Source organism: Vibrio sp. J1-1 (assembly GCF_021728395.1).
In the GTDB taxonomy this organism is placed as follows: Bacteria; Pseudomonadota; Gammaproteobacteria; order Enterobacterales; family Vibrionaceae; genus Vibrio.
Genome location: NZ_JAKKCM010000008.1, coordinates 135,013 through 161,691, shown reverse-complemented (window position 1 = coordinate 161,691; position 26,679 = coordinate 135,013). Strand labels below are relative to the sequence as shown.

Genomic DNA, 26,679 nt, shown 5'->3' with positions numbered 1-26,679 from the left:
CGAGGTCCATAATATTGGTGACCATGAAGTCCATAATTCGGGGTGTCCTCATTTTGATAAAATTCAATCTAAGTCTTATTTAGGTTTATTTGATAATTGTGCTGAAGCAGTAATTGAAGCAAAGAAAAAATATTACCAGTCAAACGGTTGTTATTGGTGTTGTAACGACTGTCACATGTCACACTAGTTAGGAACGGGGAACTTTCTACGAACAATTTGCGTACGCACATCCTGGTGGTAAGTTCCCAATAGAAATGAAACCTAATGTTGAGAACAGCCTCGAAACCAGACTATTGGCAATTTACAAAGCGAGTAGGGAGCCGATACCTTGGGCATGTCGATTGACCTCGACGCCATATAGTGTTTTCTCTTTTAGGCGAAGCCAAAAAACAAAGCCGAACCTTAGCGATGGGGTTCGGCTTTTTTGTTTATTGTTAACTATGCAGCACTACACCCAGTGCAATGTTGCTTATCTTATGCCGTAAGAGCAGAATTATGCTTCCTTTACTAATACTTATAGGGTGCGAATGAGTAAAGAAAATCCGTGGGAAAATACTAATTCCTCAAGCAAAAACAAAAGGCTATTTGGCATTATTGCTTTTGTTATCCTCCTTTTAATAGTAGCGAGTGCATCAAACAAAAGCACTAAACCAAGCAGTTCAGAATCTAATTATGAAGAGCCTACTTCAACCAGTATTGCGGCATGTAAATCATTGATTAATAGAAAGACAATGTACGATATCGATAGGCTCAGCTATATCGGTAGTGATAAAGGTAACCCTGTCATTACTTATTACGTTGACTCAGACCTAGTACATCAGTTCAGGTGCGAGAATGACAGTTTAAAGCTGTATGCCAAAGGGGCTGGAACTTGGATGTCCATGTAAATATCCCAATTTAAACGGTCGAAGGAAGAACCATCTATGGAAATAATGGAAACTATCATCATATTTTTAGCATTTTTGGTTGCGTTATCTACTTTGGTCATTCAAAGACAACACAATCGAAAAGCGTTGCAACCTGTTCTTAATACGGTTTTTACGTCAAGTGCAAGTGAGCATGATCACGTAAAGCAGGAGCTCATACTAACTAATAACGGAAATGGGGCAGCTATAATAAACAAAATTGAGCTGCATTTGAAAAATGGAAACAAAATTGAAATATCAAAAAACCATAGTTTTGAAAAGGTACTAGGAGAAAAAAGCCCAAGTAGCACAAAAAGAAATACATTTTTACCATTTGCAATCGGCGCGAACTCTGAAGAGTTGCTGTATAAATATACAATACGCGCCGATGAGAAAGACCAGCTAGAAGACTGTTATTTAACTATTGAAGCTGAGTCGTTATATGGCGATAAAATCAATGTACATCGTCATGGGTTTGATGTTGTGTCAAACCCTAGAGATAAGTTTATTGAAGACATTGTTAAGAGTTGCATTGATTTCCTTAAAGGCATTTCCACCTCAGATAGAAAGTGACGGTTGTTATCTGATTTTGTTTTTCGAAGGTATCCATTTGGCGGCTTTCATTCGATGGCCGCCACGAAACGGTAAGACGCTTTCTTTTGCGGGATAGACCTTAGGTTGTCCTATGTGTCCGTACATTTCCACGTACTGACGATTTTCGTCACGCCAATACACAAAGCTTTCCAATTCCTTAGGACTGAACTCACGACCGGACGGTGTGATGAGGATGGCGCGTTTCTCACAGATTTTAAATCCAGCCCAACGAAGGTCATTAGGTAAATAGCCAAGTGATTTGTTTTGCCGATACAGACCGCAACATTATGTGGCGGTGATGGTTTTCGGCGTTTTTCGTAGATTGTGCAAAACAAGCATTACGAATAGTACAAGTAACTTGAAGTATGAAAACTGACAGAATAAAAAATTACAGCTTGGTTATCAGAGACTTATGAAACAAATCGTCGGACAGTACCAATTGTTAAATCCTAGCTCGAATTATTCCTTTAGTGCGCATTATGTATATTATGTTAAATTTGATTTGATTAGGGTTTAGTACATGCCTTAATATCCACCTACTAAATATCAACGAGTTCGTAAAAATCCACTTTTCTTGACAAAGCGAAATCTCTATAACTAATCTTGTACATATCAGTGAAATCTATGATGGGTAATCTGTGCATGTATAAGGTCGAAAATTGTGGTGGCGAGTTTTATTGCTTACTTGATGTCGTCACCACTATGCCCCCACTTTTGGCGTTGAGGTGGACAGAACAAGAATTATTGGAGAAATCACTCGGAACACAAAAGAGCTATCTCGACTCACTTAAGTTGTTTTATGATTTCTGGATAGCAAAGCATGGTGTCTCTCTCGACTTCTCATTTCATCGCAGTGATTATCATGACGTTGAAATGCTTACGCACGAGCTGCTTCCTTTTTGGGACTATCTTCTAGCGGGTAAGCAAATTACCAATGTGGTCATGCTACCGTCGCCTAGCGCAAGACAGAAAAACCTGACCAAAAAGAAGCGCACTGCCGCTAAGCACTGTCAGGTTGTTTGTAACTTCATTGAATTTCTGTCTGTTACTTATCTGAATACAGCCTATCGTGATGAAGACCCGTATGTACTAAGTCGATACCGAACCGAAGTGAAATTACGACTCAAACAGGTAAAAAGTAAGTTCTCTAAGTGGCAGAAATCTAATAAAAAAATTGCCGCCTACAGTACGCTCCGAAGTTTAACATCGGAGCAATATCGGGACTTTATCCGTGTTCTCACACCAGATATTAAGAAAGCCATCCCAGTCAAACTTCGAGATGGTAGTGTACAAGCAAGCTTTAAATTGATTAAGGAAAACCCTCTTAATCCAATCATAAGTTACGAAGTGCAAATGCGTAATTACCTGCTGATCACACTCCTAGTCCGATACGGCCTTCGCATTGGAGAGTCATTACTGCTGCGTAAACAGTCCTTCTTGCCATCAAGGGTTGACCCAAGCAAGGTGATTATGCGCGTTCGTAACTTAGAGGATGATGACTTTAACGATTCAAAAATGGAAGATGCTCGTCACTATAAGCCGCAAATCAAGACCGCAGACAGTATTCGGGATGTTGAAATAGCCGCTGAGGATTACAAGAAGATTGAAATCTATTACAAGTTTATACGCCCATGCACCAGTGACCACGACTTCATCTTCACCGCTTCGATGAAGCCTTACAAGCCCGTGTCCTACTCGACTTTTCAATCTCAATTCTCGAAGGTCGTGAAAGCGTTTGAAAAACAGTTTCCAGACCATTTCGACCCGCAGTATTCAGAGGCTATCACGGAAGCTATCACCCCCCACTGGCTCCGCCACACATGGGCATACGCGACATTAGCTGCCGTTTATGAAAGGAAAAAGAGTCAGTACATCGAATCAGGCGTGGTGAATGTGACGGGCTTGATGGAAGACGCAAAGAATGAATTGAGGGCGATTGGTGGTTGGTCTAAAAAATCAGTTATGCCTGCTAAGTATGCGAAGCGATTTGTTCAAGAACAAGCAAGTAAAACGGTCATGGAAGTGTATCGAAATAACTGCTGGTCAGAGATAGAAACTGATTTAGATAAGGATGTGTGGGATGCCGCATTCAGTTAAGAAAACTTATGAAAAGCATAGAGCTAACCTCACCCAGGAGCAGGTTAAGTTCATCAAAAACCAGACACTACCAAGCGTATTGGAAATAACGCAAGCCTCTGAGTTTGATACCCCTTTTGTTCAAACGAAAAGTGATCGTTGGGAATATGTCCGTTTAGGTCGACCCTACACGAATATCTTTGACTTAGATGAGCACGGCAACAAACTACTCAAGATTTTATCCGTTATGTATGCTGAAAGTCATATGGCCCCCTTATTGGACAGCTTTTTTGTTGTAAAGAAGTTCCTCAAGGGAGCTGAACAAATGTCATTTGATTATTTCCGCAAGTACCTTGAACGCAAGGCGAAATCTGGTAAAGCGAAGGGGTACTTTGAAGTTAAAGCGATCACTAAGTACCTTATTCGTATGGGTTTCCCTAATTTCGATATTGATGACGAAGAAGTATTGAGTCGACTAGCAGTCCCGCGTGTCAATGACCCATTCCTTCGATATAAAGAAGTAGAAGACACAATGCCAACTCACTTAAAAAACCTCATTGCGAATCGCTTGGTTGAGTTTAGCACTGATGAAGGTCTTCAGTCGTTATCGGATAAGGAATTAAAAAATCTCGCTGCGTTGGGGCTGGCGTTTGCCATTGGTCCCCGTCCACAGCAATTTGCCATGATGAAAGGAAGTTCCGTCAAGCTCATAGCAGCCAATCACAACACCTCCTTGAAGCTATATGAAGTGTCAGTGCCCTTAGCTAAGCAGCAAGAGGTACCTGTGGATGAACCTAAAGTCTCTTTGAGTCAAGAAATTGGCGTTATGATTGATGAATACAAAAAACGTTTTGGTATTGGTGACGACGATGCTCTGTTCCCGTATAACAATGAGGTGGAGACTCCATCATCGCGTGAAATTCATTGGGCGTTAAATGATGCATTACTGTTCATTCAAACGGATGAGACTAAGGAAAAAATCAGACTCAACAAAGCGAATCGTCCCATCTATACCGCTTATGACTTTAGACACAACATTGGTCACTCCATGGCGATGCTAGGTGCAAGCGCCGAAGAAATTTCAATGGTTCTTGGTCAAACCACGACGGTAGCTGCCCAGTACTACATCATGTCTACGCCTGAGTTGGCGTTGTTGAAACACAAGTCGCTTGGTCAAAATCCTGTCTGGAAGGACATGATGGGATTACTGCTCACGGGCTACCTCATTGGTGAGTCTGAATGGAGTGGGAAAACGGTCTCTGGGATGCTCAAGGGCAAACTGATCCTTCGCATCGGCGGCTGCAGCCGCAAACAGGATAAATGCCATCTCGCTAAGGTGCGCTCTTGCTATGGTTGCTTCTACTTCCGTCCATTCAACTGCCTTAGTAAACATCAGACCGTTCTTGAAGTCATCACTAACGAGTTATTGGAACTAGTCAAAACATCCCATGACGCAGGCAACAGAAATAACCCACTGGTAGACAGTGCAACCCAGACCAAAAATGAAATTGAAATGGTCATTAATCGCCTCAAGGGAGGTTTACGATGAAAGACAATTATCAACACTTCAACGAATTCATCGCTGAGCAAAAGTCCTTCTTTGAAGAAGCTTTACTGCCAGAAGTCAATGCTGGTATTAATGATCCCAAAGAGCATTATTCGTGGGAGACAAATATTTGGAGATACAGTTCAGCTTCTCACGGGTTCTTGGCAAAAGCGCTGACGACAGTCAACTTTAATGAAATCAACTCCCTTCGACTGAACGGACTTATTAAATCGGATGAAGAGAAATTCAAATGCCTTAAGATCTGCAAGACTTATGTTGAGTTCCTGAAAGCCTATTGCATTTCTCTCTATAAAGGTCGCAATCCATCAGGAGCATCAGTGTATGCCCAGCAAATGTTATTAAAGCGCACCTATGTTCGCATGGTGATGGCGGGTATTGACCCGCACCCTGTGAACATCACTTCTGAGTTGCTGCAAGACGCAACAGATATGCTCGCTCAATCTCGCACGGGCCCCAGCGCTATTACCAATGCCGCAAAAGACTACGATGACGCCAATGTTATATCTAATAATCTAAATTATATGGGGTTCACTTTGACTCAAGTTGAAGTTAAAAAGAAACAGAGAGGTGTAGCAACAAAGACGACCAAAGCAGGCAAAAAAGCCAAAAAGGCTAAGTACGCCGAAGACTTGGATCAGGACGAGCATGAGAAAAATCTATCCATCCAAACCTTCTTAAACGTGGTGGCGCTGCGTGGTATGGTGCAACATGATGGTGAGCGGATCGTCTTAAACCTCGTGCTTCTACTCATGGTCACTGGATTTCGCCATATGGAAGCTGCAGCCCTCCGCTACAATTGCTTCAAAGTTGTAGAAATCGAAGACAAAGCCACCAAGGCACTAATGGAAAAACGAGGGCTACCTACGTTCTATGTTGGCATCGTATACCTTGGTGAGAAAGGCGCGGGTCATCGCACCCATTGGGTAGAACCCCTGGCCGTGCAGATTGTAGAAGAACTCTGGGTAGACACCATAGTGTTAACAGAAAATCTGCGTTCACAAATTGAGTATGTACGTGATACCAGCTTTAAGTCCCACCTTCCTAAAGCGTGGCTTACTCGCCAACGTAATGAGAACGTGGTTGAACTGAGTGAGCCTTTTGTTAACCTGGATGACGTTGTGGCTGACGTCTACGAATCAACCTCAACATCGGCTTCTGATCGTGGTCGTGCGAGTAAAAGGGATTTCACTAAGAAGAAAATTACTAACTCCGGTCTTTGTATCGAGCCACACTCCGTCGTTGAGCTTGGCCGAAACAACGCAAAAGAAATTCTCTATAAGCAGTCTGACATTGACTGCTTTATCCGACATACAATCGATAGTGATGCCCGCATATCGAATGACTTCATTTATCGCCAAACAGACTCAAAAACCAAATCTGTCAGTTCGATACCGTATGAGGAGTTGCTGTTCATTATTCCTGAAGGCAGTGCCGCGACCAAACGAACTGGTGTGATGAAGGTAGTGCCCCAATTGATCGATAAATTCGTTCTTATACCATTTCTTGGTTATGGCGCAGTTGATAATCGTAAACGCAGCGTCTTCGCGAAATACAACCTGACCGATGAAAATGGGGAGGTTACTGTTATGCACAGTCATACTCCAAGACACGGCATCAACACATTCTATGCGATTGTAGGTGTATCCGAGCACCTTCAAGCGATGTTCATGGGGCGTAAAGACTTCGCTCAAAATGAAAGTTATCAGCACCTAGCCATCGCGGAAAAAGCGGTATCATCTGCACTCGTGACGGTGGGTAACACGGAATCGTTTTTCAAAGAGGATACAGCTCTTGAAAGCATCAAGAAGCAAGGCATTATGGGCGTTAACCCCAAATTATCCACCGCCAACGCCTTAGCTCAAACCATGCATACTCACACAACCACGCAAGATAAAGCTTCATTCGTGGTGGATGTAGTAATCCATTCAGACAGCAATGTATTCTCGGAGTTTGATGATCTGTTTGCCATGATGGAGGACGCTGATAAGCAACAAACGGTGATGCGTCACACTGAACTTTATGCGATGTATATCGGTAGTTGTAAGCGGAAGCTCACCACATTCCAGTGTCCTTACAACTTGAAGTGTCAGGATGGATCTCCATGCCCATATTTCACGCTCACGGGTCGCGACGACGAGCTAATTAAAATTGAGAAATTGGCAGCGTGTATTGAGTCTGAAATTGCGATCATCAACCAAATGGAAATGACGGGTCTTATGGAGGTAGAAGAGGCTGATGAAATCATAGAGAACCTAAACCTTCGTATGGAAAACATCAAATATCATCTAGGCGAGTCACAAATTTTCGAAAGCGAGAAGGTTCAAATAAATCTGCTAGAGCTGGATAACATGAAGAAACCAAAGATGCTGTCTTCACTGTTCGCGCTAGAGCAGCGTGATATATAGATAAAGCCAAGATCGCATAGCAACAAAACCTAAACAGTATATTAGTAGTGGTAGTTTTGATTATACGAAGTTTCATTAAACTATTCAGGAGTTAAAGATGAGCGAGAAACTAAAAGGATTAGAACTAGATAAAGCGATCGAGAAGGAACTTATCCTGATGTGTGATGAAGGATTTGAGAACGCGCCTATCACGCAGGCGAATCTATTTAGGCGATTGCAAAGTAAGGGGTTAATTAATACAAGGTCAACGCTAACCAGTCGTAAAGAATTAATTGACGCTTTTAGTATGCAGCAGAAAGATGCGGTCAAAGGTTCTCTCGGGGAGACATTGAAAAAAACCACATCAATGACACGAGCAGATCTAGAAAAAGCAAATGCTCGCCTTATTGAGCGAGTAGAAGAATCTCGCAAGATGCTCCAGGTGAACACGAAGTCCATTATTAGTATGGTTAAAATCATCCGCTTACAAACCAAAGTCCGAAATGTCGAGCGTTGTCTGTCTCCATACCTTATTCGGGAACTTCACGAAAGTGAGGGGCACGATAATGATTTATAAAATTATCTAACCTTAATAAGCACACTTGCATGGGTGGCTGCTGTAATAGACGAATACTTGAAGCCAGTGAACTATAACTATCTGAAATTAATGTCTAACCTACCCTAATCATTTTGCGTTGTGAGTATTTATAACGAGTCATTTGCAAGGCGTTTATCGTAAATATGTAAATTGAATATCGGCTGGTTTGTAGACTAGCGTAGCACGTTACTAATACACTAAAACCTGCTGTGGAATAGCCATTAAACATAATCTATTTACCATAAAATAGGTAATCTCCACTAATTTTAACTATCGTTAAATTTAGTGGAGATTACTAATATGACCCAATGCTATAATTTATAACTGTCTGTATTTATTGAAATTAATATGCATATTTGCTGAGCTTGTTCAATCTCACGATGCCAACGGCCAGTAAGAACGAATACCGAAACGTTCTTAGTTCCCAACGCTTGCTCAACAGCATGAGATAACAAGCTATGGTCGCTATCAAGTTCATTCAGTAGCCTGCATCCTCCAAAGCGTTTGCACTCTCCTTCTCCTGCAACTATGATCATCACCGCGATTTTCTTTTTGTTACGATGTAACTAATTGCAAGGATCGACTGTTAGTATGTTACCTAGTGGTCGTGCAGTTTTTCTAGCAACTGCAGCTTGGCACTCTGTTAGAATCGATAATGCGATGGTTTCTGGTAGCTCCACGCCTAGGTCCAGCCCAGCGGGCCCTGATAACGGAACCGAGAAGTTGTAATATTTACACACTAAGGAATAACCAACCAATAAACCCTGTAATTGGACCCAATCTCGCCGTGCTTCCGATATTGAATATATGCCTTATGCGCCCAACTTCCCAAACCCATCTTTTGGGCTTGGGACCGCACCCGGTTTACTGCGCAAGTACCACGATGAGGTTGCTGAGTACTGCTCTGCCTCCAACTCAGATAGCTCGAACTAGGCAAATGAGATAAAGACGTCCGTTGGGAAACCTCCTGAGGATATTTGAGATTGTCCTTTCACAATAATATTTGCGTGTTCTTCATCATAAAGATTATGCGGTAAATGATTTTCAGACAAACGCTTGTCTGCATACCAATAACCAAAACCTTGGTCGAGCCAAAATGTCACCTGACGCCCATTATCAAACGATAAAACTAACGTTCTTGAATGTGGTAGCTTGTACTTCGGAGCCGTTTTAAAACTGATATTTGCCGCCGTTCTCTCTAGCGCCAAACTAACAACCTTATCTCGTGAATAATCGTCGTAAAAGTTATCTTGTACCGTTGCTGGTCTGTAACCTCTCGCCAATTCACCAGTGTTGATTTCTATCTGGCAACTTTTGTAATGCTCTCCTATAAACTTCAGGGCATTAAAGCAGAGCGAGAATGGTAAGGTAGCCGCAAGGTAACGATCTGAGTACGTTACAGATTCAATAACCTGATCTTCCATTAGTGCCATCAATGCCGGGGAACGTTTAAATACGTGGGACCAGAACTTAAATCCGAACTCAGAAGCTTTTCCATCCAACTCACTATCGATGACTATTTTCTCTACATCAGAACTTTGATGCAGACGTGTAATATCGAAGTCAGCTAACTTCCCTAAAGAACCAACGCCAGTAACCAGTGTTTCATGATCGTCTTCACGAATGCCCCATTGGTAGCAACATGACTTATTAGTTACAGATGCAAGAACAACGTGTTCGGACTGGCCATTCAAGGATCTACTCAAAAGCTTCACATTAGGATGGTTTTGATACCAAGATAGCGTCACTTTTTGCTCTAGTGACAACTCTTTAACTTTAGTCTCTGCAAGTATCAGGTTTACCTTACGTTCAGCAACCCAACGGCTGAATGCTTGATATAACTGCCAACCTCCTAAATCGCTCAACTGACTGATAGGTAATTCGACATAGAGGTCAGAGTCATCGTCCTTGGCAAGTGTTTTTTCTATTGCGATCATTAGGGGGCGTAGCTCACGCCTATTATGATGGTCGAATAATTCATATTCCGTAGGAAGACTGAGATTGTTGAAAAAACCGTTATTCAAATATGCAGTAACTTTATGTCGGTCTAGTAGATCAAGGACATGCTGAGTCGAATAATCAACTAAACAGCGATGACATGCCTTATCGCAGTGACAACTTGAAGCTATCTTTTTTGCCCCTTTTAATAGCTCGATAACATAGTCCGAAGCTTGAATTGAGAAACCTGCACCGCCAGCTGCATTATCAAATAGGACGATCGCTTGCACTTCACGTCCCTCATGATTCACTGGCTTAGTTGTACAGCCAATTTCATCATTATTGATACCGAGTTTCTCTGCCAACTGATTTCGCATCAATACGGCGACTGAACGAGCGATACTTCTATCTACTAGTGGTTTCCCCAACTCATTGAATAACAATAATTCGAATACGTCTGTGTAAGTACTATGTCCGAGCTTCAAAGGCCCCTTAGCAGTAAACTCCCTATCGTTACCACCACATAATACTTCACTCGAACGAGTTAAATGTCCTTTACCTCCTCTTAAACGAGTGTGACCCATTAATACGTCTTTCGGCGATTTATCTTCACTTTCTGGCATTGCCTCCATGCGACCACACTCAAGGCAAAGCGCATAACCTTTGTTAACAGGCCCAGCACTGTAGTAATACACATGCCCATTATGACTAGAACGATACGATGCGCCGGGGTTCACACTCACTTCTCGCCACTCTGAACTATCTACCGTTACCCAAGGGTCATTGATAGGTACGTGGTTCAATCGAGAAATGTCATTGTGGGGCTCATCTCTAATATCCACTGCGAAGCTTGCGGGTTGAATGTATGGATGGATATGCTCTTTCGTTTTGCCATCACTCAAATCAAACTCATTACCACAACATTCACATTTATCAGGTCTTAAAGAAGAAGTATTGCTTGCTCCGCACTTGTCGCATCGCCATGCCCATCTCAACGCTTGAATTTCTTTGACTTGATCAACGGATGCGGGGCTATGCCAATTCAACAAGACACCCTTAGACTGATAAACACGCCCATCAATAACAACATCATTACCCGGCGCATAATCACGAATTGCGACAGACAAATCGCGAGATGGGAAACCTTTTGCGCTGTAAAGATTGTCTTTACGGGATGTTTTATCGCTAATTTGATCTTGCTTCATTTTAATGTTGCGCTTACGCCTCTCGATCACTTTGACGTGGTCCGTATTTAAAGAAACAACATCCGTTGGGAAACCGTAGCCAGGTAAGAAGCCTTTCCGAGCTAACTCAGATAGTAAAAACTCGCCTTCTAAGCGTTGAATTTGACTTTCAACTGCAGCTTGCGCAGTCGAGAGTGAATTAGGGTTGTCCTCCAAGCTATTAGATTGATCTTTTAACAATTGATGCTCAGCTACCCAACGTTCAACAATTTGCTTCATGTGTGTAGCAGAGGCATCTAGTATTTCGATACGTGATGTCGCATCGAGAGAAGTACGACGAAGCAAAGTATCAAGGCCTTCTTGTACAAGCTCTAATGCACCATTCACACACCAGTCAACAAACTGCTCAGCTTGAGAAGCCGCTGAGCCATGATCAGACTTAAAGAAGTTCCCGCAATTCAGCTTCAGTGAATTCTCTGACTTTAAGAATCGATTTAAAAATGTTGCAAGTAATAACGAATTCACATGTCGACGAACAATGTAATCACTGGATAAAGATACATTTGGAACTTTAATATCCGTATCAAATGCCCAACGTGTATTCGAAAAGATATGTTCGCCATGTGGTGTCGACTTACATAACGTAAGTGCAATAGATTTACTCTCACCACGGCGACCAGCCCGGCCTGCACGTTGTAAATAGTTTGCAGGGTTTGGCGGAGCATTGTTCATCGCGACTACTGATATACCACCAATATCGACCCCCATCTCCATGGTTGTAGAACAGCTTAAAACGTTGATTCTCCCTGCTTTGAATTCTTTTTCATACTCTCGTAACTGACTTGCTTTGAGCTGTGCTGAATGTTCTGCAACCCTAAAGTAAGGTGTACGCTCGACAACGCGGTCAGCAATATCAGACCAAGCATTTTCTTTACGTACATTCATCAATTCAGGCTGCTCTTGCCAATCTCGAACTTTGGTTAGATCAACAGTTTCTCCACTGTCTGGATCTCGTCCAAACGGGTATGGATAACATGGTGTAGATATTGACTTACACAAGTGCTCGTTGCGGTCTCCAGATACATTCAAATACGGAGTAACCCCTAGCAAAGGCTTATCAATAATTTTTTGGGTGTGAGGACATTGATGCTTGTCCGCTAATAAAGAAAAGCTGACTTGTTGTTCAAGCTCCAAACGATAGCCATCACCACTTGGTGTCAATACGGAAGACTGCAGAGCCATCCATGCTTGGCGTAGAATTTCATTGATATCGGCCCGAGAATTAGCATCATCCAACTCCATATTTAGAGCTGTTGCAACCAACCTTGCTAATCTTGGTTGTCGTGAACCATTACGCCTAATTTTTGGCCATGCCTCTACATTCCAAATATGGGTAGGTTCATCTTGCCCTACTAAGAAAGCTGGAGAGTATTTAGCACCGATCCAGTTGATCTGCTCTTCGGTCAACCTCACAGCTTTCACGCTTCGTACATGAAAATTCACTGCGACAGTCAAGAAGTTTACCCACTCTGCACGCGCTTCATCTGCACTGTCAAAATGCCTCAACCATTCACTTGGAGCTGAATTCACCTTTTTATCCAGCACTGGGTACTCCATACAGACTAATCCCATGGTTTCTAGCGTATTCTGTCTTTTCGGTCGACTATTAAACTCTCTTAAAAGCAATAAACGAGCAAGTAACTTAGGATTCGCAACCATGTCCATTCGGTCATCAAAATGCTCATAGAACTTTTTGATCCACAACTGCACTTCTTTCTGTTCCGCTAAGAAGTCTTCCACTTCTAGCCAACTGACCGTAACTGGCTTTGAGGTACTACCAACGAGTTCCGAGATTTTACCTTCAACGAACTCAACCATACCTTCATTGCCATTCTCGATTGCCATTTTGAGCATCGCTTGGTATTGCTCCAGCTCTGGACTAGAAGCCGAACCCGCCCCCGCCCCGCTTTCTCGGATCGCTTTATCCAAAATCAAGTGATAAATCGTTGAACGTAAAAACTGCCTTTCAGAATCTTGCTGTGCTTTGGCAGAAAAGCGAGCAGTACCCTGACGACTATCGGTAAATGTGATCATTCGACGACCGTTCCAAGGGCCTTTTAATTGTTCTTTCTTACCATCTTGGCAATATTCTAATAACGTAGGGATAACCGTCGACAACATGAACGGAGCACCATTTATAAAATGGCGATAAAACTCAAAATTCTTAATTTTCGTGTGTTGGCAACACGGACAACGGAGAGATAAAGCACCATCGCTTTTACGATACCCTTCTACACGATGAATCAAGTGCGATCCGGGCACTTTAGCTGCTTTCACTTCTCTCAGGTTATTAATCCAATATTCACCTGTTTCTTCAAAACTTAACGGGGAGATAAGACCAAAACGGTCATACTCATTAGAAGCCTCTTCGTCATCTTCGTTGGTTAAGTCTTCTTCTCCTATGAGATCCAGAGCGAAGTCATCTATAGATGAGTCTGGTTTCGTCAAATGAAGCTGAGCATGACTTGTCTCTGAGTCAATTTTTTCAGTCGCAGCTAATAAGCTTGTACCACAACCATTACAGCTGACCATCTCAAACACTGGTGAGCCGCATGAGCACTTATCTCGTCTCGACATATGGACCATACCAAATCGCCAGTCGACAGATTCTAAAGGTGTACCAACTTTGGATGAGCAGTCAGGGTTTGAACAAGCCCAGAGGCCACCGGCCACACGATGAAAAAGATGGAGTCTAAACGGGATGAATGCATCGCCATTCGCGTTCTTCGTCGAAGCACATATATCGAGCCATTGTAGAGAAACTTGTTCAGATAGAGGCTCTTCTGTTGCAGACAATAGTTTGCTTATTTCGTTAAGAGTCATTCTATTATCTGTTGAACTAAGGCGTTGCCTTAACGTTCGCAGCGGCGGTATGTTTTGTAATACATCGTAGCGTTGTTGCTCGTTTTCAATACTCACCACATGGTCAAGACTCATCGCTTTGATCTGCTCTAATTCCATCAGAGGCTTAATTTCGCGCTTGCCTTTCACCAAGTGAACTTGTGTAATATCGATACCAGCCACATCCGCCAAGAATACCTTTAGATCATCGTCAGAATCCGCACCACCAATAGTTGCAGATGTTGCTACAAATCGGACTTGGTCTGGTGTTACGCCAAATCCATGCATCACACGTCTTAACAACAACGATAGTTCAGCAGCCTGAGAACCAATATAGGTGTGCGCTTCATCCAATACGATCCAACGTAGTTTACCCTGGGAACGGTTCAAGATATTGGCATCTTTTTGACGAACTAACATGTATTCCAACATCGTCGAGTTCGTCACCAAAATCTGAGCTGGGCTTTCCCTTAGTTCTCTGCGAGATAATTGCTCATTCGGATGTTTTTTGCGCTCTGCGGCACTGACGGACTCCGGCGTATCGCCGTTAAAGAGTGAGAACTTAACCTGATCCCCCAACTGGTGAGTCCATGCCGTCAGACGCTCTCTTTGGCTGTTAATTAGCGCATTGAGTGGATATAGAAACAGAGCCTCAACACCATCTGGTTTGCTGTTTCTGTCGACAATGTCATTAAGAATCGGAACCAAAAAACACTCTGTTTTACCCGAACCCGTGCCACTACTTACAATAACAGACTTAGGTGAGGTCTCTAATAAGTGTGACCAAGCCTCATACTGGTGAAAATATGGGTACCAACTACTATCAAATAGGTAATCTTCTTCAAGCTCTTTAGGTGGGTTTGCCATCGCCTTTACAATTGCGCGGTTTAGAAGTCCCCCTGAAAGATCTCGCATACTTTCTGTATGTGGTTTCCAGCCGAATGTTGCCTCAAAGACAGGATCGGCAAGAAAAGCTCCGTCTTTACCCGGAGGTTGAGAAAACGACTGCCACAAGAATTCACGTAACGGCTTAGATCGCAGACCAAATTGCCCTAAAGTAGCTCGTGCCGCACGTTTGGTAAGTTGGTCAACTAAAGACTCAAAATATTGCATGGTTGGGTTACCTTTTAGCTATTCACTAGGCCGAAAATCATTTGATGTGTAAGAGCGAATGCTTGTTCAAAATAGTCGGGATCGAAGCTTTTATACTGCCTCATTGCATGCACAACTTCTGGAGTCACGCGAAGTGAAGCAGAACCACAAGTCGATAATGCGAGTAATACAGGCGCATTCATGACATTATTGCGATAGAGGTTTTTAGTGGTGAAGCAGACTCCGGATAGTTGCTCATTTACCGAGTTAATGACATTGTTCAAAATGTGATCTGCAAATGCACAAGGCCAATGAGATTCATCATATTGATTGTTCAACGCATTTCGTAGGTCAAATAACTGCTGTTTATAGGCTGCGGGATTAAGAGATGGCTTATCTCGGCTAGAGTCAATTTTATACATCAATAGATTCTTAAGGCTTTGTAAGCCGTGATATCTAGTGACTAAGTCGTCCAATTTTGATTCTATTTGATCACAAATGATGCCTGAAAAGTCTGTTCCATACTCTTCGATACGCGAATCATAGAACGCATTAATCACCGCGATTGCATCTCGGGCTTTAAGTGAGTGCCATAAGAAAGGAAACTGCTTACTAAATTGCCAAATACGCTCGGCTTCTTTCTTATTCGCGCTTAACAACATTGCAAGCATAAACTCAGGTTTAGTGATTGCACCGCGCCATAAATCAAATGTGGTTAATGGAACGCTATCAAAAGCCAACAGCCCTTTGATATATGCCCACTCAGGAGCATTAAACTCAATCGCTAGCTGACCACAAACGACTGAGAATTTATCTAAACGATCTTTACGTGAGCCAATCGCTGCTGCTTCTTCCAGCCTATTGCCTGGCGACGATAAGAGTTCGAGATCTTTACTCCACATCAACGGTCGCACTCCCTGCTCTGCCTCATCGGCATAAATAAGCCAAGCTCCTGGCGCTGCATCTTCATCAGGGAAATGCCACTGTTCATCATTCTTGGCTAAAGTAACCGGAGCAAAGGTCGGATTATCCAGTGGCACCATAGAAAGTGCCCCGATAAAGTAGTCGTTATCAATTTCAACTGTGCATAGCTCCCGGTTAGGCGTGAGCGTGTTGCCATACGCGTTAACATTAAAATTGAATATCGTATGTGCATTATCGAGTACGGAAACTTTAACGATCGCGTCTAATGAAGTTGATAAAGCAAACAGAGAGTCAATATCTTCTTTGAATGTCGCTAATGAAAGGCCAGCAGACAAGGCGTCGCCTTTTGGCAGAGAACGTTTAACGTATGCTGATTTAGAAAGTGCACCGTGAATATCTCTAGCTTGTAGTTTAAATTCCACATCTAGTGAATCATTTACACCATAACTGAACAACTCATAGCGGTTGAGCCTATCGACTAAGATGGCGTCTGCATTGCGAACGGCTTCTCCTAGAGTACCAATCAAACAGATGCCTTTCGCAGGAAATGGCAAAGTCATCGACAAAGACTTTGCTTGATCTTGCCACCATAAACGGACATTAATCTGTGCAGGAGGATGGGCTTGGCTGCTCAACATATCCAAACTACGCTTTGCTTCATTCTGGTCTTCTTGAGCATGAGATAGAACAGAACTCGGCAATACATCGAGCAGCTCATTATCCTCTAATGCGATAGAAGGCAATTGATTCTCTGAGTAAAAACCAATTTGGCCGATTTGTACCGAATGGCTTGGCTGGAAATCAATAACAAAATCATCCGGTAATAAACCCACTGTAAAGCGCTTAACGGGTTTATTATTTTCGAATAAAGCAATATCGACCTTACCAAAAGGTACAGTGCTCATAGTTTGCCATTGTTCCAACATCGTATTACGCCAACGAAGCTGAGTGTTCGCTATAGGCGTTTGTCGACCAGCTTCATCAATAGCAACAAGACTAGGCAAGCCAATAAAGCACTTACTTGGGTTTGTTTGATAAGAAACCGATTGACCGACTAAGTTGTATTCTAGGGAATGTGTATCCTCTTGCTGCAGAGACACACAATACTCTCCAAAGTAAAACTCGGAGCTAGTTTGAGTATTAGCTTCATAAAGAATTCGATTTTTGATACTGCCGACACTGCCCAGTTCAAGATGTGATAATGGTTCAGGCACTGAAACTAAAGCGTTTGATTCCTCACACGTGACATTCCCAGCACCTTTAAACAGCCATTCATCATTGTGTTGGGTGAATACCCAAGGTTCATTCACATCTAATCCAGCACCACCCAGCACCGGGGCATACCATGTATTTCCAAAGTCATCCGTTACTTTTAACTGTATGTCGCGGTCGACCCAATCTTCTGGAAGTGACGTCGTATAAACATCAAGTAAATAGTGCTCAGAATCAGTACCGCGTTTAATCGCCTTTGCCAATAACAAACTCTTTTGACCGACTGCAAACAGATTTAAGCGCTTAGGTAGATTCACACTACCAAACAGCTGCTGTAAAAATTGAGCGTTAAGACGAGACTTGAGCGTGATATCAACTTGAGTCTTCCACTGGTACACCTCTTCTGCGCCCAGCTCGAACTCATCCAGCATAGAAGCGTAATGAGAATAGGATTTACGTAAAGAACGCAAAACCTTAATTGAATTTGGTAAACGGCGTTGAACTTCGACAGCAAGGCCAAGCGCGTTACCTAATAAGGTCCGAGCAGCCTCAGGCTCCATATTCAACGGTAAACTCTGTGACCAGTTCGCATCGACCGTATTCAAATAATGTAGCGGATCACTCTGCTCTTCTAAGCCATGTTTATCAACCAAAGAGTAAATAGACTCAGCGACTTGTGCGACAATACTATAAACCGTTTCATCACGATAAGATGCTGCAATGTAATGCGCATGTGCTTTCGCAATTGAGGCTGCATTTAAGCGAGAGTGAGCAAACTGGCCATAATCTTGGATGACTTGTTCGAAGTAATGAGCAAGCTTACTATGTGGGTCTTGAATTAGCGTTTGCGGTAAACCACCTTCAACAGCCACAGTGCCAAGTAACATGCGTCCCTTCGTGTTGCTTAAAACCTTTCTTCCCCAAAAGCTTAAGCCCTTTACAACTATCTCACTTCTTTGTGTCGGCGAAATTGCGTTGGCTGGTAAACCTAAAGATTCCAACACAGGTTCCCAAGCCCATACTCCTCCTTGAAATGACGTGCGCCACCACTCTGCTGCATACAATACAAAACATCCGGACCACTCTCTTATTGGTTTATTCGAATATGTGTGGATTCCATTACTCGCAACACTAGCAATCAACGACTGTTTAAGTAATTCAAACTCCTCAGCCGTGACTTTGTAACTATAAAGAGGTTGAGCGTTTGGCTTGTTCAATTCTCTCTGGTTGAGAAATGAAGTAAGAATGTGTTTGTATGTTTGCATAATAAGCCTTGACGTAGTGTTATATCCTTTGGTGAAACCGCTTAAAATCTATTTTTATATTAAGTAATTTACGTTATTTAAAAGATGAGTGATGTTTGTAAGCTTACGAAATCAATCAATCGAACGAAAAAGTTTCAGGCCAAATTAGACGACTTTTCCCCTGTAAATCAGAAATAAACGGCACGACCCAAAGCCTTAAGTCATCACTAAAATTAAAGCTGTGTTCTATCGGCTTAGTAAAATCCTCATGTGCAGGGTAGATCAAGAATAGGTCCCCTTTCCCACCTAAATACTTTTGCCCATAGGCGAACATTTGGTACAAATCCGCTTGCGAAATACCATAATGATATTCTTCCAGGTCAATGAGTTTCCACTTGGTATCGAGCACAATCTTAGAACCACCCGGCGAGGTGATTAGCAAATCGGGCTTAAGCTGAAACTGACTTAGTTCGTTGTGTTTCACTAAATACTCAAAGCAAGCTTGGGATGTGAGTTCCACTCCATCAGGCAGCTCACTTCTCAAAACCGAAACTACGTAGCTTTCAAATACCGCTTCCATTGGGAACAACAAAGATATAGCACCATGATCTCCTTTCATGCTCAATGGAGAAAAACCGTCCACGATTAGCTTTGCCCACGCCAGAGGAACTTGGTAATCAAGCATTCCGCGATCTAACTTAACGGCATTGATATCTTGTTTGATGAATTTGCTCTCTGGTACTTCAGCGAAAGCAAACTGTAATTCTCTTAATAGCTTTTGATTGGATGCCAACATGGCATAGCGTGTGAGTTTATGAAGAGCCGTCTTTATTAAACGGTTAACCGGACGGTTAATCAGATACTCATCGTAATCAACGTAGAACTTATGCTTATTAACCAGATTGTGTTTTACCTGCTGAGCAGTTAACAGCTTGCCTTTTTTATAATTAAGGTTTTCAACCTGCGTGACATAGTCACTTTTGAGCCCTTTCTTCACCAGCGAATTTACCGCTTGCAAAAACTGGCTAATAAACACCTCTAACAGAGGCATTTTTTTGCTCGCTATATTCGCTTGGTTGGTCGACACATGACGGAAAGAACCCAAATGTTGAAGCATCATCAAGAGCATCTCTCGTGATTCTTCTACTGATAGTTTTGAGTCCTTTTGTTTGCTACCAACCTTCGGTAAAACTTCGATATGTTCGCCAGTGGGTGTAAACAAAACACCCACATAGTTTTTTACCTGAATCAACTCATAGCCATAACGCTTGGTTAAGTTCAGGCATTTCCCTACACTTCCCTCATCAGAACCTAAACAAACCTCTTTGAGATAGTTATAGGTATTCTCAGATACTCGAGAAGTCTTAAGTACAGCCTGATCGACTTCTTGTGACGTCAAATAGCCGTATTCAAAAACCGTCGTATGCATAGCAGTTACTCGGCTGGACTAACTAACGTCGTATAAATACCAATATATGACTCAGGTTTGTTCCAAACATCAGCCTCTTTATCAGCTAGCGTGTATTTGGTGATGGACTGACCATATTGTTCCAACTTGTGGTTGTTGCCAAATAAATCGTTTAACTGCTGAGTGTTCTGAACTTGTTTAGAGACGAACTGAAGCTCTTGAGATTTTTTCTGGTTGTCTGCTAAAACCAAACGAATTTTGCTCCAATCTTCAAAGAAGTATTCCTCAAGTAGAGGAATGATTTTATTCTGGAAAACGGAAACTAATGCAGAAAACGCCTGCTCTTCTTCACCAGCATCCACCAGTTCTTTGACAGGCATAAAGAATGCGTGACCTAATGTATGTTCACGGTCATAGAGTATTTCTATACGTTGATTAAGCACCTGAAGTAACTTCTGTAGATCAATACCTTGAAGCTTATTTGTATCTTCGAAGACTTCTGGCTTTGGCATCATTTCAACAAAATCGAAACGGCGTCGAAGCGCTGTATCCATCATAGCTAAAGATCGGTCAGCGGTATTCATCGTGCCAATTAAAAACAAGTTGTCTGGGACTGAAAATGGCTTGCCGGAATTTGGTAGGACAAGCTCAAGAGCTTCCGATGCTCCTTTACGTTTTGAAGGCTCGATAAGAGTAATCAGTTCACCAAAAATCTTTGAGATATTGCCACGATTTATTTCATCAATAACTAGAACATAGTTATTTTTTGGCTGTGTATTATTTTCATCATCGAACTCATGTATATCGACGTCATAAGATTGAAGATGACTTAAGACATCATTAACGGATAAACGCCACAATGGATAACAAGTAGGCTGACTAAACTGCTTATTACCATTGATAGACTTAAAATCGACGGAAAAGCCTTTCGCTAACCATTTGATATCTCGCTGATGACAAAAGTCTTCTCTAGTAGGAACACCAGATTCGTTATATTGATAATCACCAGTGACGACTCCCACAGCTTCAACTGATGTCGCACTATCAATACATAAAACCAAGTCGCCTTTCACCATTTCATTGGTAAAATAGAGCAAAGAATTTTGGTTGTTCGAGCCTAGATTGGAGAAATACTCATTTCTCTCCTCAACAGAAAGATCACCTGTTTCAGCCCAGCCTATTGCTCCAATGTCATGTTCAAAGCAATAAGTTTTCGCTTCGTTTTTATGTGTACCCTCAATCGACAATTTCCAGACTCGGCCAGTACTCTTTATTTCAGAGCTCACTTGCTTCTCTGATACAGAGGCATCATCACATATCGACTTAAAAATACCGTCTTTTACGCTATAGGCTATTTGTTTGTCTTCCGTAGTTTCTGCTGTTAGCCCTTCTACAAACTCTTCATATCCATAACTCTGGTGAAAGGTAACAAAACAAATTCGTTTATCAGAAACTAAACGATCATACTCAGCTTTTAACTCTTCCCTAGTGTCCCAAGCAAATTCAGGCTCAGAAGCATTCACCGCAGCTTCAATCGTATGATAGGTTTTACCTGTACCTGGAGGACCATATAAAATTTGGTTAAGCGGTGGTTGGTTTAGCATCAGTCTATTCTTTCCAATTTCATCGTCGTCTTCCGGGCTTTCATTATCATTATCTAGATAATCACTCGGCCAATATGGTTTTCGTTTAACGGGGAATAGTTTCTTGAACTCTGCAAACTTTTTAGATTGACATAAACGTTGGTACAACTGGTTACAAACATCTTCAACACCAGAGTTCTCTATAAATTGACCAGCAAACTCAAACTTAATGCCTTCGTTAGTAGGCGTAAAAAGACCGAATACTGCTTTTGCTTGTTCGCTGTGTAATTCTTTACGGCCAATTCGAATCATCGCACTATCAGCGATATCAGTAGTAAACACATCTAGGCTATTCTTATGAGCGTCTTTAATTAGTGAGCAAAATGACTCTTTCGTATCTTCTGACCAATTCGCTAGATTATTTTGAAAGGATCCAACATGGGAAAACTGATTTAAAATCGCTCTCTGCTCAATCTCTTTTTGTTTTTGATGTACGATTTTCCAACACTTAATGCCAAACTCTAGAAGATCTTCACTCCCCTTCATTTCAACTAATTTGCGGTACAGTTCAGGAAATGAAGCGCTATTATTACTTGACGTTAGTATCTGTAACCTTGGTTTAAAAAAAGTGTTTATTAAAATAGGATTATTTGGGTCTTGATATAAAAACGCGACTTTCCATTTCACCATCGGAGCCAAGTCTATCTTGTCAATAGTTTCTAGGTCGCCACGTTTTACCGCTTCAAAAATTTTAATTAGTTCTTTCTTAACATAGTCGAAAACTTGTTGCTCATTCTCTCCATAACGTGTACGCCAAGTATAAATATCCCCGTGAGCTATGCCGTTTTGCTCTTTACCTTCCCTGTTTCGCTTGTAAATACCAAACTTCGCAGATGTATTACCTTGAATAGAGCCTATCGGTCTGGTTTTCGTCTCTAACCAATAGGTAAACGTATCTTGATCATCCGTTGAAACGTATTGTTCCAACGTCAGTTCTTTAAGCTTTTCAATTGGCCAGCGCTTTAAGAACGCATCCCACAATTCTTTTTGCTTTTTGATTCTGTTTTGTTTGTTTTCAGCGGTCATTTTTGTTCTCGTTTTATCGTTCTTTTTCACTAGCCTACTGTCACAGGAACCACAAACTTTATGCCTACGAATTATCCTCAATACTAAATCGTAGGCATAAGATAAATTACTTTACATTACGAAGTTCGTTTTAAAACAAGTATCGCCCAAATGATTGCATCAGATCTCATAATGTAGAATTCGTTGGATATCATTAACTCAATTTTTATGTGTTAATGGTGGTTCACCCACTTATCAAACTCGTTGTGGCTCATGCAGTAGTACGGGCCAACAGTCGAACACCTGCGCTTTACTAACAAACGGTATCGCCTGTTTATCCTATAACTTAACCATCTTTTATTTCGTCGTATCACCTTAGGTCTTGCACCTCGACGAACCTCGTCAGAAAATATTTTTGTCACTAACGTCTTTGCCTTGTCCATTATTACCGGTGACACCTTAGAGGCGACAATTTCTATTTTTGAACCACCGTTTACGCTCACATATTTAGCGTTCATATAGCCTCCTACTTGTAACGTTGCGCAAACTTGGCGACATCAAAGCCCGTGTCAGCTAAAGCGGTTTCTATTGGCGTGCAAATCAAAGGACGACTCTTAAAATAGCCTTGTGAACCATTACCGTTCTGGAAAAATGAACCGTCTGGGCTAAGCATTAGATAGGAATTTGTCATTGAGTCGTTATTCTCAACTGACATCAAATGAGACACCGATTGGTGACGTTCAACGAAAGCATCAAACTGCTGATCACTAATGGTTTGGATGGAATCAAATACCGGTAAAACTCGCAAAACTTTCCATTTGTTAGGCTGAATAGCTTCCATTAAAGCGTTGAAGTCTTCCTCTGTATTAAATTGATTAACGACTGTATTGATTTTTAGCTCTGTCTTAGGGGAAACCGTTTTAACTTGTTGAAAGATTGACTGTAAGCGTTCTGGAGACAACACCTTTCCTGAAGTGGTTGCTCGTCCTATTTTCTGCTGAACATTAAGGCTACAGGCATCGTAGCTAATACCTAACATCTGAAGTTTATGAGAATGCTGAGCAATAAATTCGTCAGTAATTAAATGACCGTTGGTAATTATCGAGGTATCAAAGCCTAACTCTAAAGCGTAGTCTAGCGCATCGATAAAGCGTTGCTTTAACAGCAATGGCTCACCACCGGCAAAATTCAGGCGAACGCGTTGATAACCGAGTTGTCGATGAATGGAATTTGGGGAAAGAAAGTAATCAGCCAGTCTATTTAGCACTAACTTCATGTCATCTAGGTTTCGATGAAGTTCGTTGGGTTTCGCCCATTTGGCGTAACAGTAATGACAATCGTAATTACATTTTTCAGTGATGTGATAATTGATTACAAGTTGTTTTGCTTTGTTCATAACACTACTCCTTTTGGTCAGTAGGAGTAGTGTTGATTTGTGCACTGCACAAAAAAGCGTTTTTTAGTTAGGCAGAATATTTAATAGAGAGTTAAAAGATTGCGCTTCCTGAAAATCTTGGCGAACCCGCATAACCAAAGCGGCTAATAGCTGATCATCGGCCAGTAATGCCGCATCTAATTGGTCAGCGATACTCACAGCACCAGCAAGATCGTCTTCCAATAAGCAAAGAAGCAGTGACTCTTTATGAGAAAGCGCTAAACGCTGGGAACGAAGTAAATGGTAGAGCAACCCAGTATTCAGCATAGCGATATCCATTTGCGGTAGTCGCTGCTCTACAAACGGGCTGATTAGTCGAGTATCACGCAGGACAAACTTTGCATCACTAAGCTGGTGAAGGAATAGCTGAGCCTCACTGGTTAACTTTGAGTTGATATCCACAAATTGCGCTTTGAGCAAAACTTCTTCGCACAGTTTGGCAGCTTCAGTTCTGGTTGATTCTTTTTCAAAGATCTCTTTAACATGCTTAGTATCATTGAAAAAAGCATCCAACACTAAGGCATTAAACAAACAATCTACTGCTTGTGATTTGAGCAGCTTTTTACCTCGCATACCCAAATCGGAATCAGAAAATCCGTCATCGACCACTGCCGATGACGGAATCGTACCATTGCGTAAATAACTGTTAGCTTTAGAACGGAGCTGTTTACCGTCAACACCAAACAACTGCTGCACCGCCTGATTGGTATTGACTAACGGCATACAGTATCTTCCAACAGTTTGGTTTCTGAGTAATAACTATCTTCAATTGACGCAATCACTTCTGCCGATCGATAAACCGATTGAGAACCATACCCGTAACGACAGGTATTATTCGTGTGCATTACCGCTCCCAGACAGTAACCTGCGCGAAAACTCTCTTCTTTTGATGTTGTGAGGTAAGCACCAAAACGTGGGTCATCTTTCTTTTTATATAACTCTATATATTCCCGACATGACGATACCAAAAATGCCACATCTCCCGGCTTCGCTGAAGTGTGCTCAAAGGCATAACTCGTTTGCCCTACAGATAATAAAAGGAGACCTGTTAAAAAATAGATACGTTTCATTCTACGGCTCCTTCTTTAGCGACTGCTTCTACTGCTATCACTTGCTTGCCAGGATATTTATTCATTCGCTTATAGCTATACAACAGTGTCATTGACATCAATACATAGCTGACAAAATCCATCAATGGCATTGTTTCAAAATCATCAAATTCCAATTCGGAAAATTGTACTGCGACAATCCCCAGTAGAACTAAAACTAAAAGCAGATACGCCTGATGTACCCAAGGGGTAATGACTTTACGAATAAACGGCGCTTCTGTACGGCGGCATAGTTTTATATAGTGGTAAGCAAACATCACCAATAAAACGATAAATATCGTTTCAATCAGGTCCAGTTCTGACACCGAATATGAATACTCAAATATCTCCAACGGCAGAAATGCATACGCCGCGATTCCCAGAACAAACATAGCCAATAGCCAAAGCCACTTCACAGTGAACTTTAACCACTTCCAAATTGACGCACCTAAATTTTTATTATCTTGCATATCCCTATCCAACATTTTATTAAAATAATCTGTTTACCAGAGCGAGTAAGTTTAACTACACCCCATAAGAAGAGCTGCTATTTCTCCCTATTAACAAGCCAATCGTTGTTCGCTTTCAGAACCTTTTGTCGTTGTGAAATCCATAGCTAACATCAGCCTCAAGACTTTATAAAAAGCAAACAAAAACGCGATTGGCAGTAGCACGGTTTGCAATATATAAAACACAATCAAGTCTAATAACGATGATATGGAATTTTCTACACTGCCGGTAATACCAGCGACTTTATCCTCAACGTCAGTAAAACTCCCTTTTGTTTCATTAAAGGTCTTTTTTGCCTTTTCAAACCAGCCATCAGATTCCTCACTATCGTTCTCTATAGCAATAGCTGCATTACTTGCGATAACCGTTTGTGTATTAACCAACGCTGCCTCTGCTGTATTTTTCTGATCGCTAAAATAGTAAACATCCAGCGCAAAGTTACATATGAAGACCATTGATAGAGAAAAACGGATAAAGAACAGAATACAGATGGCTTTGAAGCTGACATTACGATACTTAGCGAATGGCTTGTACCACAGTGTCGCGAGATATCCAGCAACAACCGCTCCTAATAATAGACTCGCAGCCTTTGATACCACGACAGATAGCAAAACTTTCTGAATACCCAGTGATGCGATTGCCATCATCACAATCCATGAGAATCGCTCTATCAAATCGTTAATGGGGTCAAGTAACTCACCGACAGATACCGACACAACCACAACACTGATATCGGTGCCCTGCAGCATGGATATCGCGGCGTTTAACGCTCTTGCTATGCCATAGATGGTGAAAGCACCTGTAATACTGTCTTCCTGATAATTCCAAACTAAGGTTCTTTCTAAAAGCTGGCTCATTGCAATGGCAAAAATGACCAGAATCACCACTGATTTAAACCATTTGTTGTTCTTCGATTCACTCATGCCACTGCACACTTACCTGTTGTTAGTTTGGACCTTCCCATTAGTACA

At 41.8% G+C, this 26,679-nt stretch carries 16 protein-coding genes and 1 pseudogene; 6 read left to right on the top strand and 11 right to left on the bottom strand.

Annotated elements, in window-relative coordinates; all coding sequences use genetic code 11:
• Positions 1 to 527: 527 nt before the first annotated feature.
• Both L3V31_RS14605 and L3V31_RS14600 read left to right on the top strand, forming a co-directional pair.
• Positions 528 to 887 carry a hypothetical protein gene (locus tag L3V31_RS14605; RefSeq protein WP_237316849.1) on the top strand — a complete coding sequence of 120 codons (360 nt, stop codon included), beginning with the start codon at positions 528 to 530 and terminating at the stop codon, positions 885 to 887.
• 36 nt (positions 888 to 923) lie between these two features.
• Positions 924 to 1,478, top strand: a complete 555-nt coding sequence (locus tag L3V31_RS14600; protein ID WP_237316847.1) for a hypothetical protein — start codon at positions 924 to 926, stop codon at positions 1,476 to 1,478.
• A 6-nt stretch (positions 1,479 to 1,484) separates the two neighbouring features.
• Here L3V31_RS14600 and L3V31_RS14595 read toward each other — a convergent pair.
• Positions 1,485 to 1,760, bottom strand: a pseudogene (locus L3V31_RS14595) (phage protein); the annotation flags it as partial.
• A 381-nt stretch (positions 1,761 to 2,141) separates the two neighbouring features.
• Here L3V31_RS14595 and L3V31_RS14590 point away from each other — a divergent pair.
• From L3V31_RS14590 to L3V31_RS14575, 4 genes are all read left to right on the top strand, one after another.
• Positions 2,142 to 3,596 (top strand): site-specific integrase, encoded by a 1,455-nt coding sequence (locus tag L3V31_RS14590; RefSeq protein WP_158127825.1) that lies wholly within the window; start codon positions 2,142 to 2,144, stop codon positions 3,594 to 3,596.
• Positions 3,580 to 5,124: a hypothetical protein gene (locus tag L3V31_RS14585; protein WP_237316845.1), complete on the top strand. Its 1,545-nt coding sequence runs from the start codon at positions 3,580 to 3,582 to the stop codon at positions 5,122 to 5,124. Before L3V31_RS14590 ends, L3V31_RS14585 begins: the two co-directional genes overlap by 17 nt.
• The gene (locus tag L3V31_RS14580; RefSeq protein WP_228072089.1) at positions 5,121 to 7,547 is read left to right on the top strand and encodes a hypothetical protein; all 2,427 of its coding nucleotides are present in this window, start codon (positions 5,121 to 5,123) and stop codon (positions 7,545 to 7,547) included. Before L3V31_RS14585 ends, L3V31_RS14580 begins: the two co-directional genes overlap by 4 nt.
• 97 nt (positions 7,548 to 7,644) lie before the next feature.
• Positions 7,645 to 8,103 carry a hypothetical protein gene (locus L3V31_RS14575; RefSeq protein WP_025503240.1) on the top strand — a complete coding sequence of 153 codons (459 nt, stop codon included), beginning with the start codon at positions 7,645 to 7,647 and terminating at the stop codon, positions 8,101 to 8,103.
• 332 nt (positions 8,104 to 8,435) lie between these two features.
• Here the strand turns inward: L3V31_RS14575 and L3V31_RS14570 are convergent, their stop codons facing one another.
• From L3V31_RS14570 to L3V31_RS14525, 10 genes are all read right to left on the bottom strand, one after another.
• A complete protein-coding gene (locus L3V31_RS14570; RefSeq protein ID WP_237316844.1) occupies positions 8,436 to 8,663 on the bottom strand; it encodes a hypothetical protein in 228 nt (75 codons plus the stop codon).
• Positions 8,664 to 9,053: 390 nt separating this feature from the next.
• Positions 9,054 to 15,260, bottom strand: coding sequence for a DEAD/DEAH box helicase (locus L3V31_RS14565; protein ID WP_237316842.1), 6,207 nt, complete (start codon positions 15,258 to 15,260; stop codon positions 9,054 to 9,056).
• Positions 15,261 to 15,274: 14 nt separating this feature from the next.
• Entirely contained in the window at positions 15,275 to 18,640 is a 3,366-nt protein-coding gene (locus tag L3V31_RS14560) for an STY4851/ECs_5259 family protein (RefSeq protein ID WP_237316840.1), read from the bottom strand.
• 115 nt (positions 18,641 to 18,755) lie between these two features.
• The gene (locus L3V31_RS14555) at positions 18,756 to 20,048 is read right to left on the bottom strand and encodes an McrC family protein (RefSeq protein WP_237316838.1); all 1,293 of its coding nucleotides are present in this window, start codon (positions 20,046 to 20,048) and stop codon (positions 18,756 to 18,758) included.
• A 5-nt stretch (positions 20,049 to 20,053) separates the two neighbouring features.
• Positions 20,054 to 22,726 carry an AAA family ATPase gene (locus L3V31_RS14550; protein ID WP_237316836.1) on the bottom strand — a complete coding sequence of 891 codons (2,673 nt, stop codon included), beginning with the start codon at positions 22,724 to 22,726 and terminating at the stop codon, positions 20,054 to 20,056.
• 475 nt (positions 22,727 to 23,201) lie between these two features.
• The gene (locus L3V31_RS14545; RefSeq protein WP_237316834.1) at positions 23,202 to 24,071 is read right to left on the bottom strand and encodes a viperin family antiviral radical SAM protein; all 870 of its coding nucleotides are present in this window, start codon (positions 24,069 to 24,071) and stop codon (positions 23,202 to 23,204) included.
• Between the two features lie 63 nt (positions 24,072 to 24,134).
• Positions 24,135 to 24,833 carry a hypothetical protein gene (locus tag L3V31_RS14540; RefSeq protein WP_237316832.1) on the bottom strand — a complete coding sequence of 233 codons (699 nt, stop codon included), beginning with the start codon at positions 24,831 to 24,833 and terminating at the stop codon, positions 24,135 to 24,137.
• Positions 24,824 to 25,180, bottom strand: coding sequence for a hypothetical protein (locus L3V31_RS14535; protein ID WP_237316830.1), 357 nt, complete (start codon positions 25,178 to 25,180; stop codon positions 24,824 to 24,826). Before L3V31_RS14535 ends, L3V31_RS14540 begins: the two co-directional genes overlap by 10 nt.
• Positions 25,177 to 25,668, bottom strand: coding sequence for a hypothetical protein (locus tag L3V31_RS14530; RefSeq protein ID WP_237316828.1), 492 nt, complete (start codon positions 25,666 to 25,668; stop codon positions 25,177 to 25,179). Before L3V31_RS14530 ends, L3V31_RS14535 begins: the two co-directional genes overlap by 4 nt.
• Positions 25,669 to 25,758: 90 nt before the next feature.
• On the bottom strand, positions 25,759 to 26,631 hold the full coding sequence (locus L3V31_RS14525) for a hypothetical protein (protein ID WP_237316826.1): 873 nt from the start codon (positions 26,629 to 26,631) through the stop codon (positions 25,759 to 25,761).
• Positions 26,632 to 26,679: the final 48 nt, after the last annotated feature.

Bases quoted from the DNA above. Each gene is read 5' to 3' on its own strand.
- L3V31_RS14580 (WP_228072089.1), top strand. From the start codon at position 5,121: ATGAAAGACAATTATCAACACTTCAACGAATTCATCGCTGAGCAAAAG.
- L3V31_RS14600 (WP_237316847.1), top strand. From the start codon at position 924: ATGGAAATAATGGAAACTATCATCATATTTTTAGCATTTTTGGTTGCG.
- L3V31_RS14605 (WP_237316849.1), top strand. From the start codon at position 528: ATGAGTAAAGAAAATCCGTGGGAAAATACTAATTCCTCAAGCAAAAAC.
- L3V31_RS14530 (WP_237316828.1), bottom strand. From the start codon at position 25,668: ATGCAAGATAATAAAAATTTAGGTGCGTCAATTTGGAAGTGGTTAAAG.
- L3V31_RS14590 (WP_158127825.1), top strand. From the start codon at position 2,142: ATGTATAAGGTCGAAAATTGTGGTGGCGAGTTTTATTGCTTACTTGAT.
- L3V31_RS14555 (WP_237316838.1), bottom strand. From the start codon at position 20,048: ATGCATACGACGGTTTTTGAATACGGCTATTTGACGTCACAAGAAGTC.
- L3V31_RS14540 (WP_237316832.1), bottom strand. From the start codon at position 24,833: ATGCCGTTAGTCAATACCAATCAGGCGGTGCAGCAGTTGTTTGGTGTT.
- L3V31_RS14565 (WP_237316842.1), bottom strand. From the start codon at position 15,260: ATGCAATATTTTGAGTCTTTAGTTGACCAACTTACCAAACGTGCGGCA.
- L3V31_RS14545 (WP_237316834.1), bottom strand. From the start codon at position 24,071: ATGAACAAAGCAAAACAACTTGTAATCAATTATCACATCACTGAAAAA.
- L3V31_RS14585 (WP_237316845.1), top strand. From the start codon at position 3,580: ATGCCGCATTCAGTTAAGAAAACTTATGAAAAGCATAGAGCTAACCTC.
- L3V31_RS14560 (WP_237316840.1), bottom strand. From the start codon at position 18,640: ATGCAAACATACAAACACATTCTTACTTCATTTCTCAACCAGAGAGAA.
- L3V31_RS14535 (WP_237316830.1), bottom strand. From the start codon at position 25,180: ATGAAACGTATCTATTTTTTAACAGGTCTCCTTTTATTATCTGTAGGG.
- L3V31_RS14525 (WP_237316826.1), bottom strand. From the start codon at position 26,631: ATGAGTGAATCGAAGAACAACAAATGGTTTAAATCAGTGGTGATTCTG.
- L3V31_RS14575 (WP_025503240.1), top strand. From the start codon at position 7,645: ATGAGCGAGAAACTAAAAGGATTAGAACTAGATAAAGCGATCGAGAAG.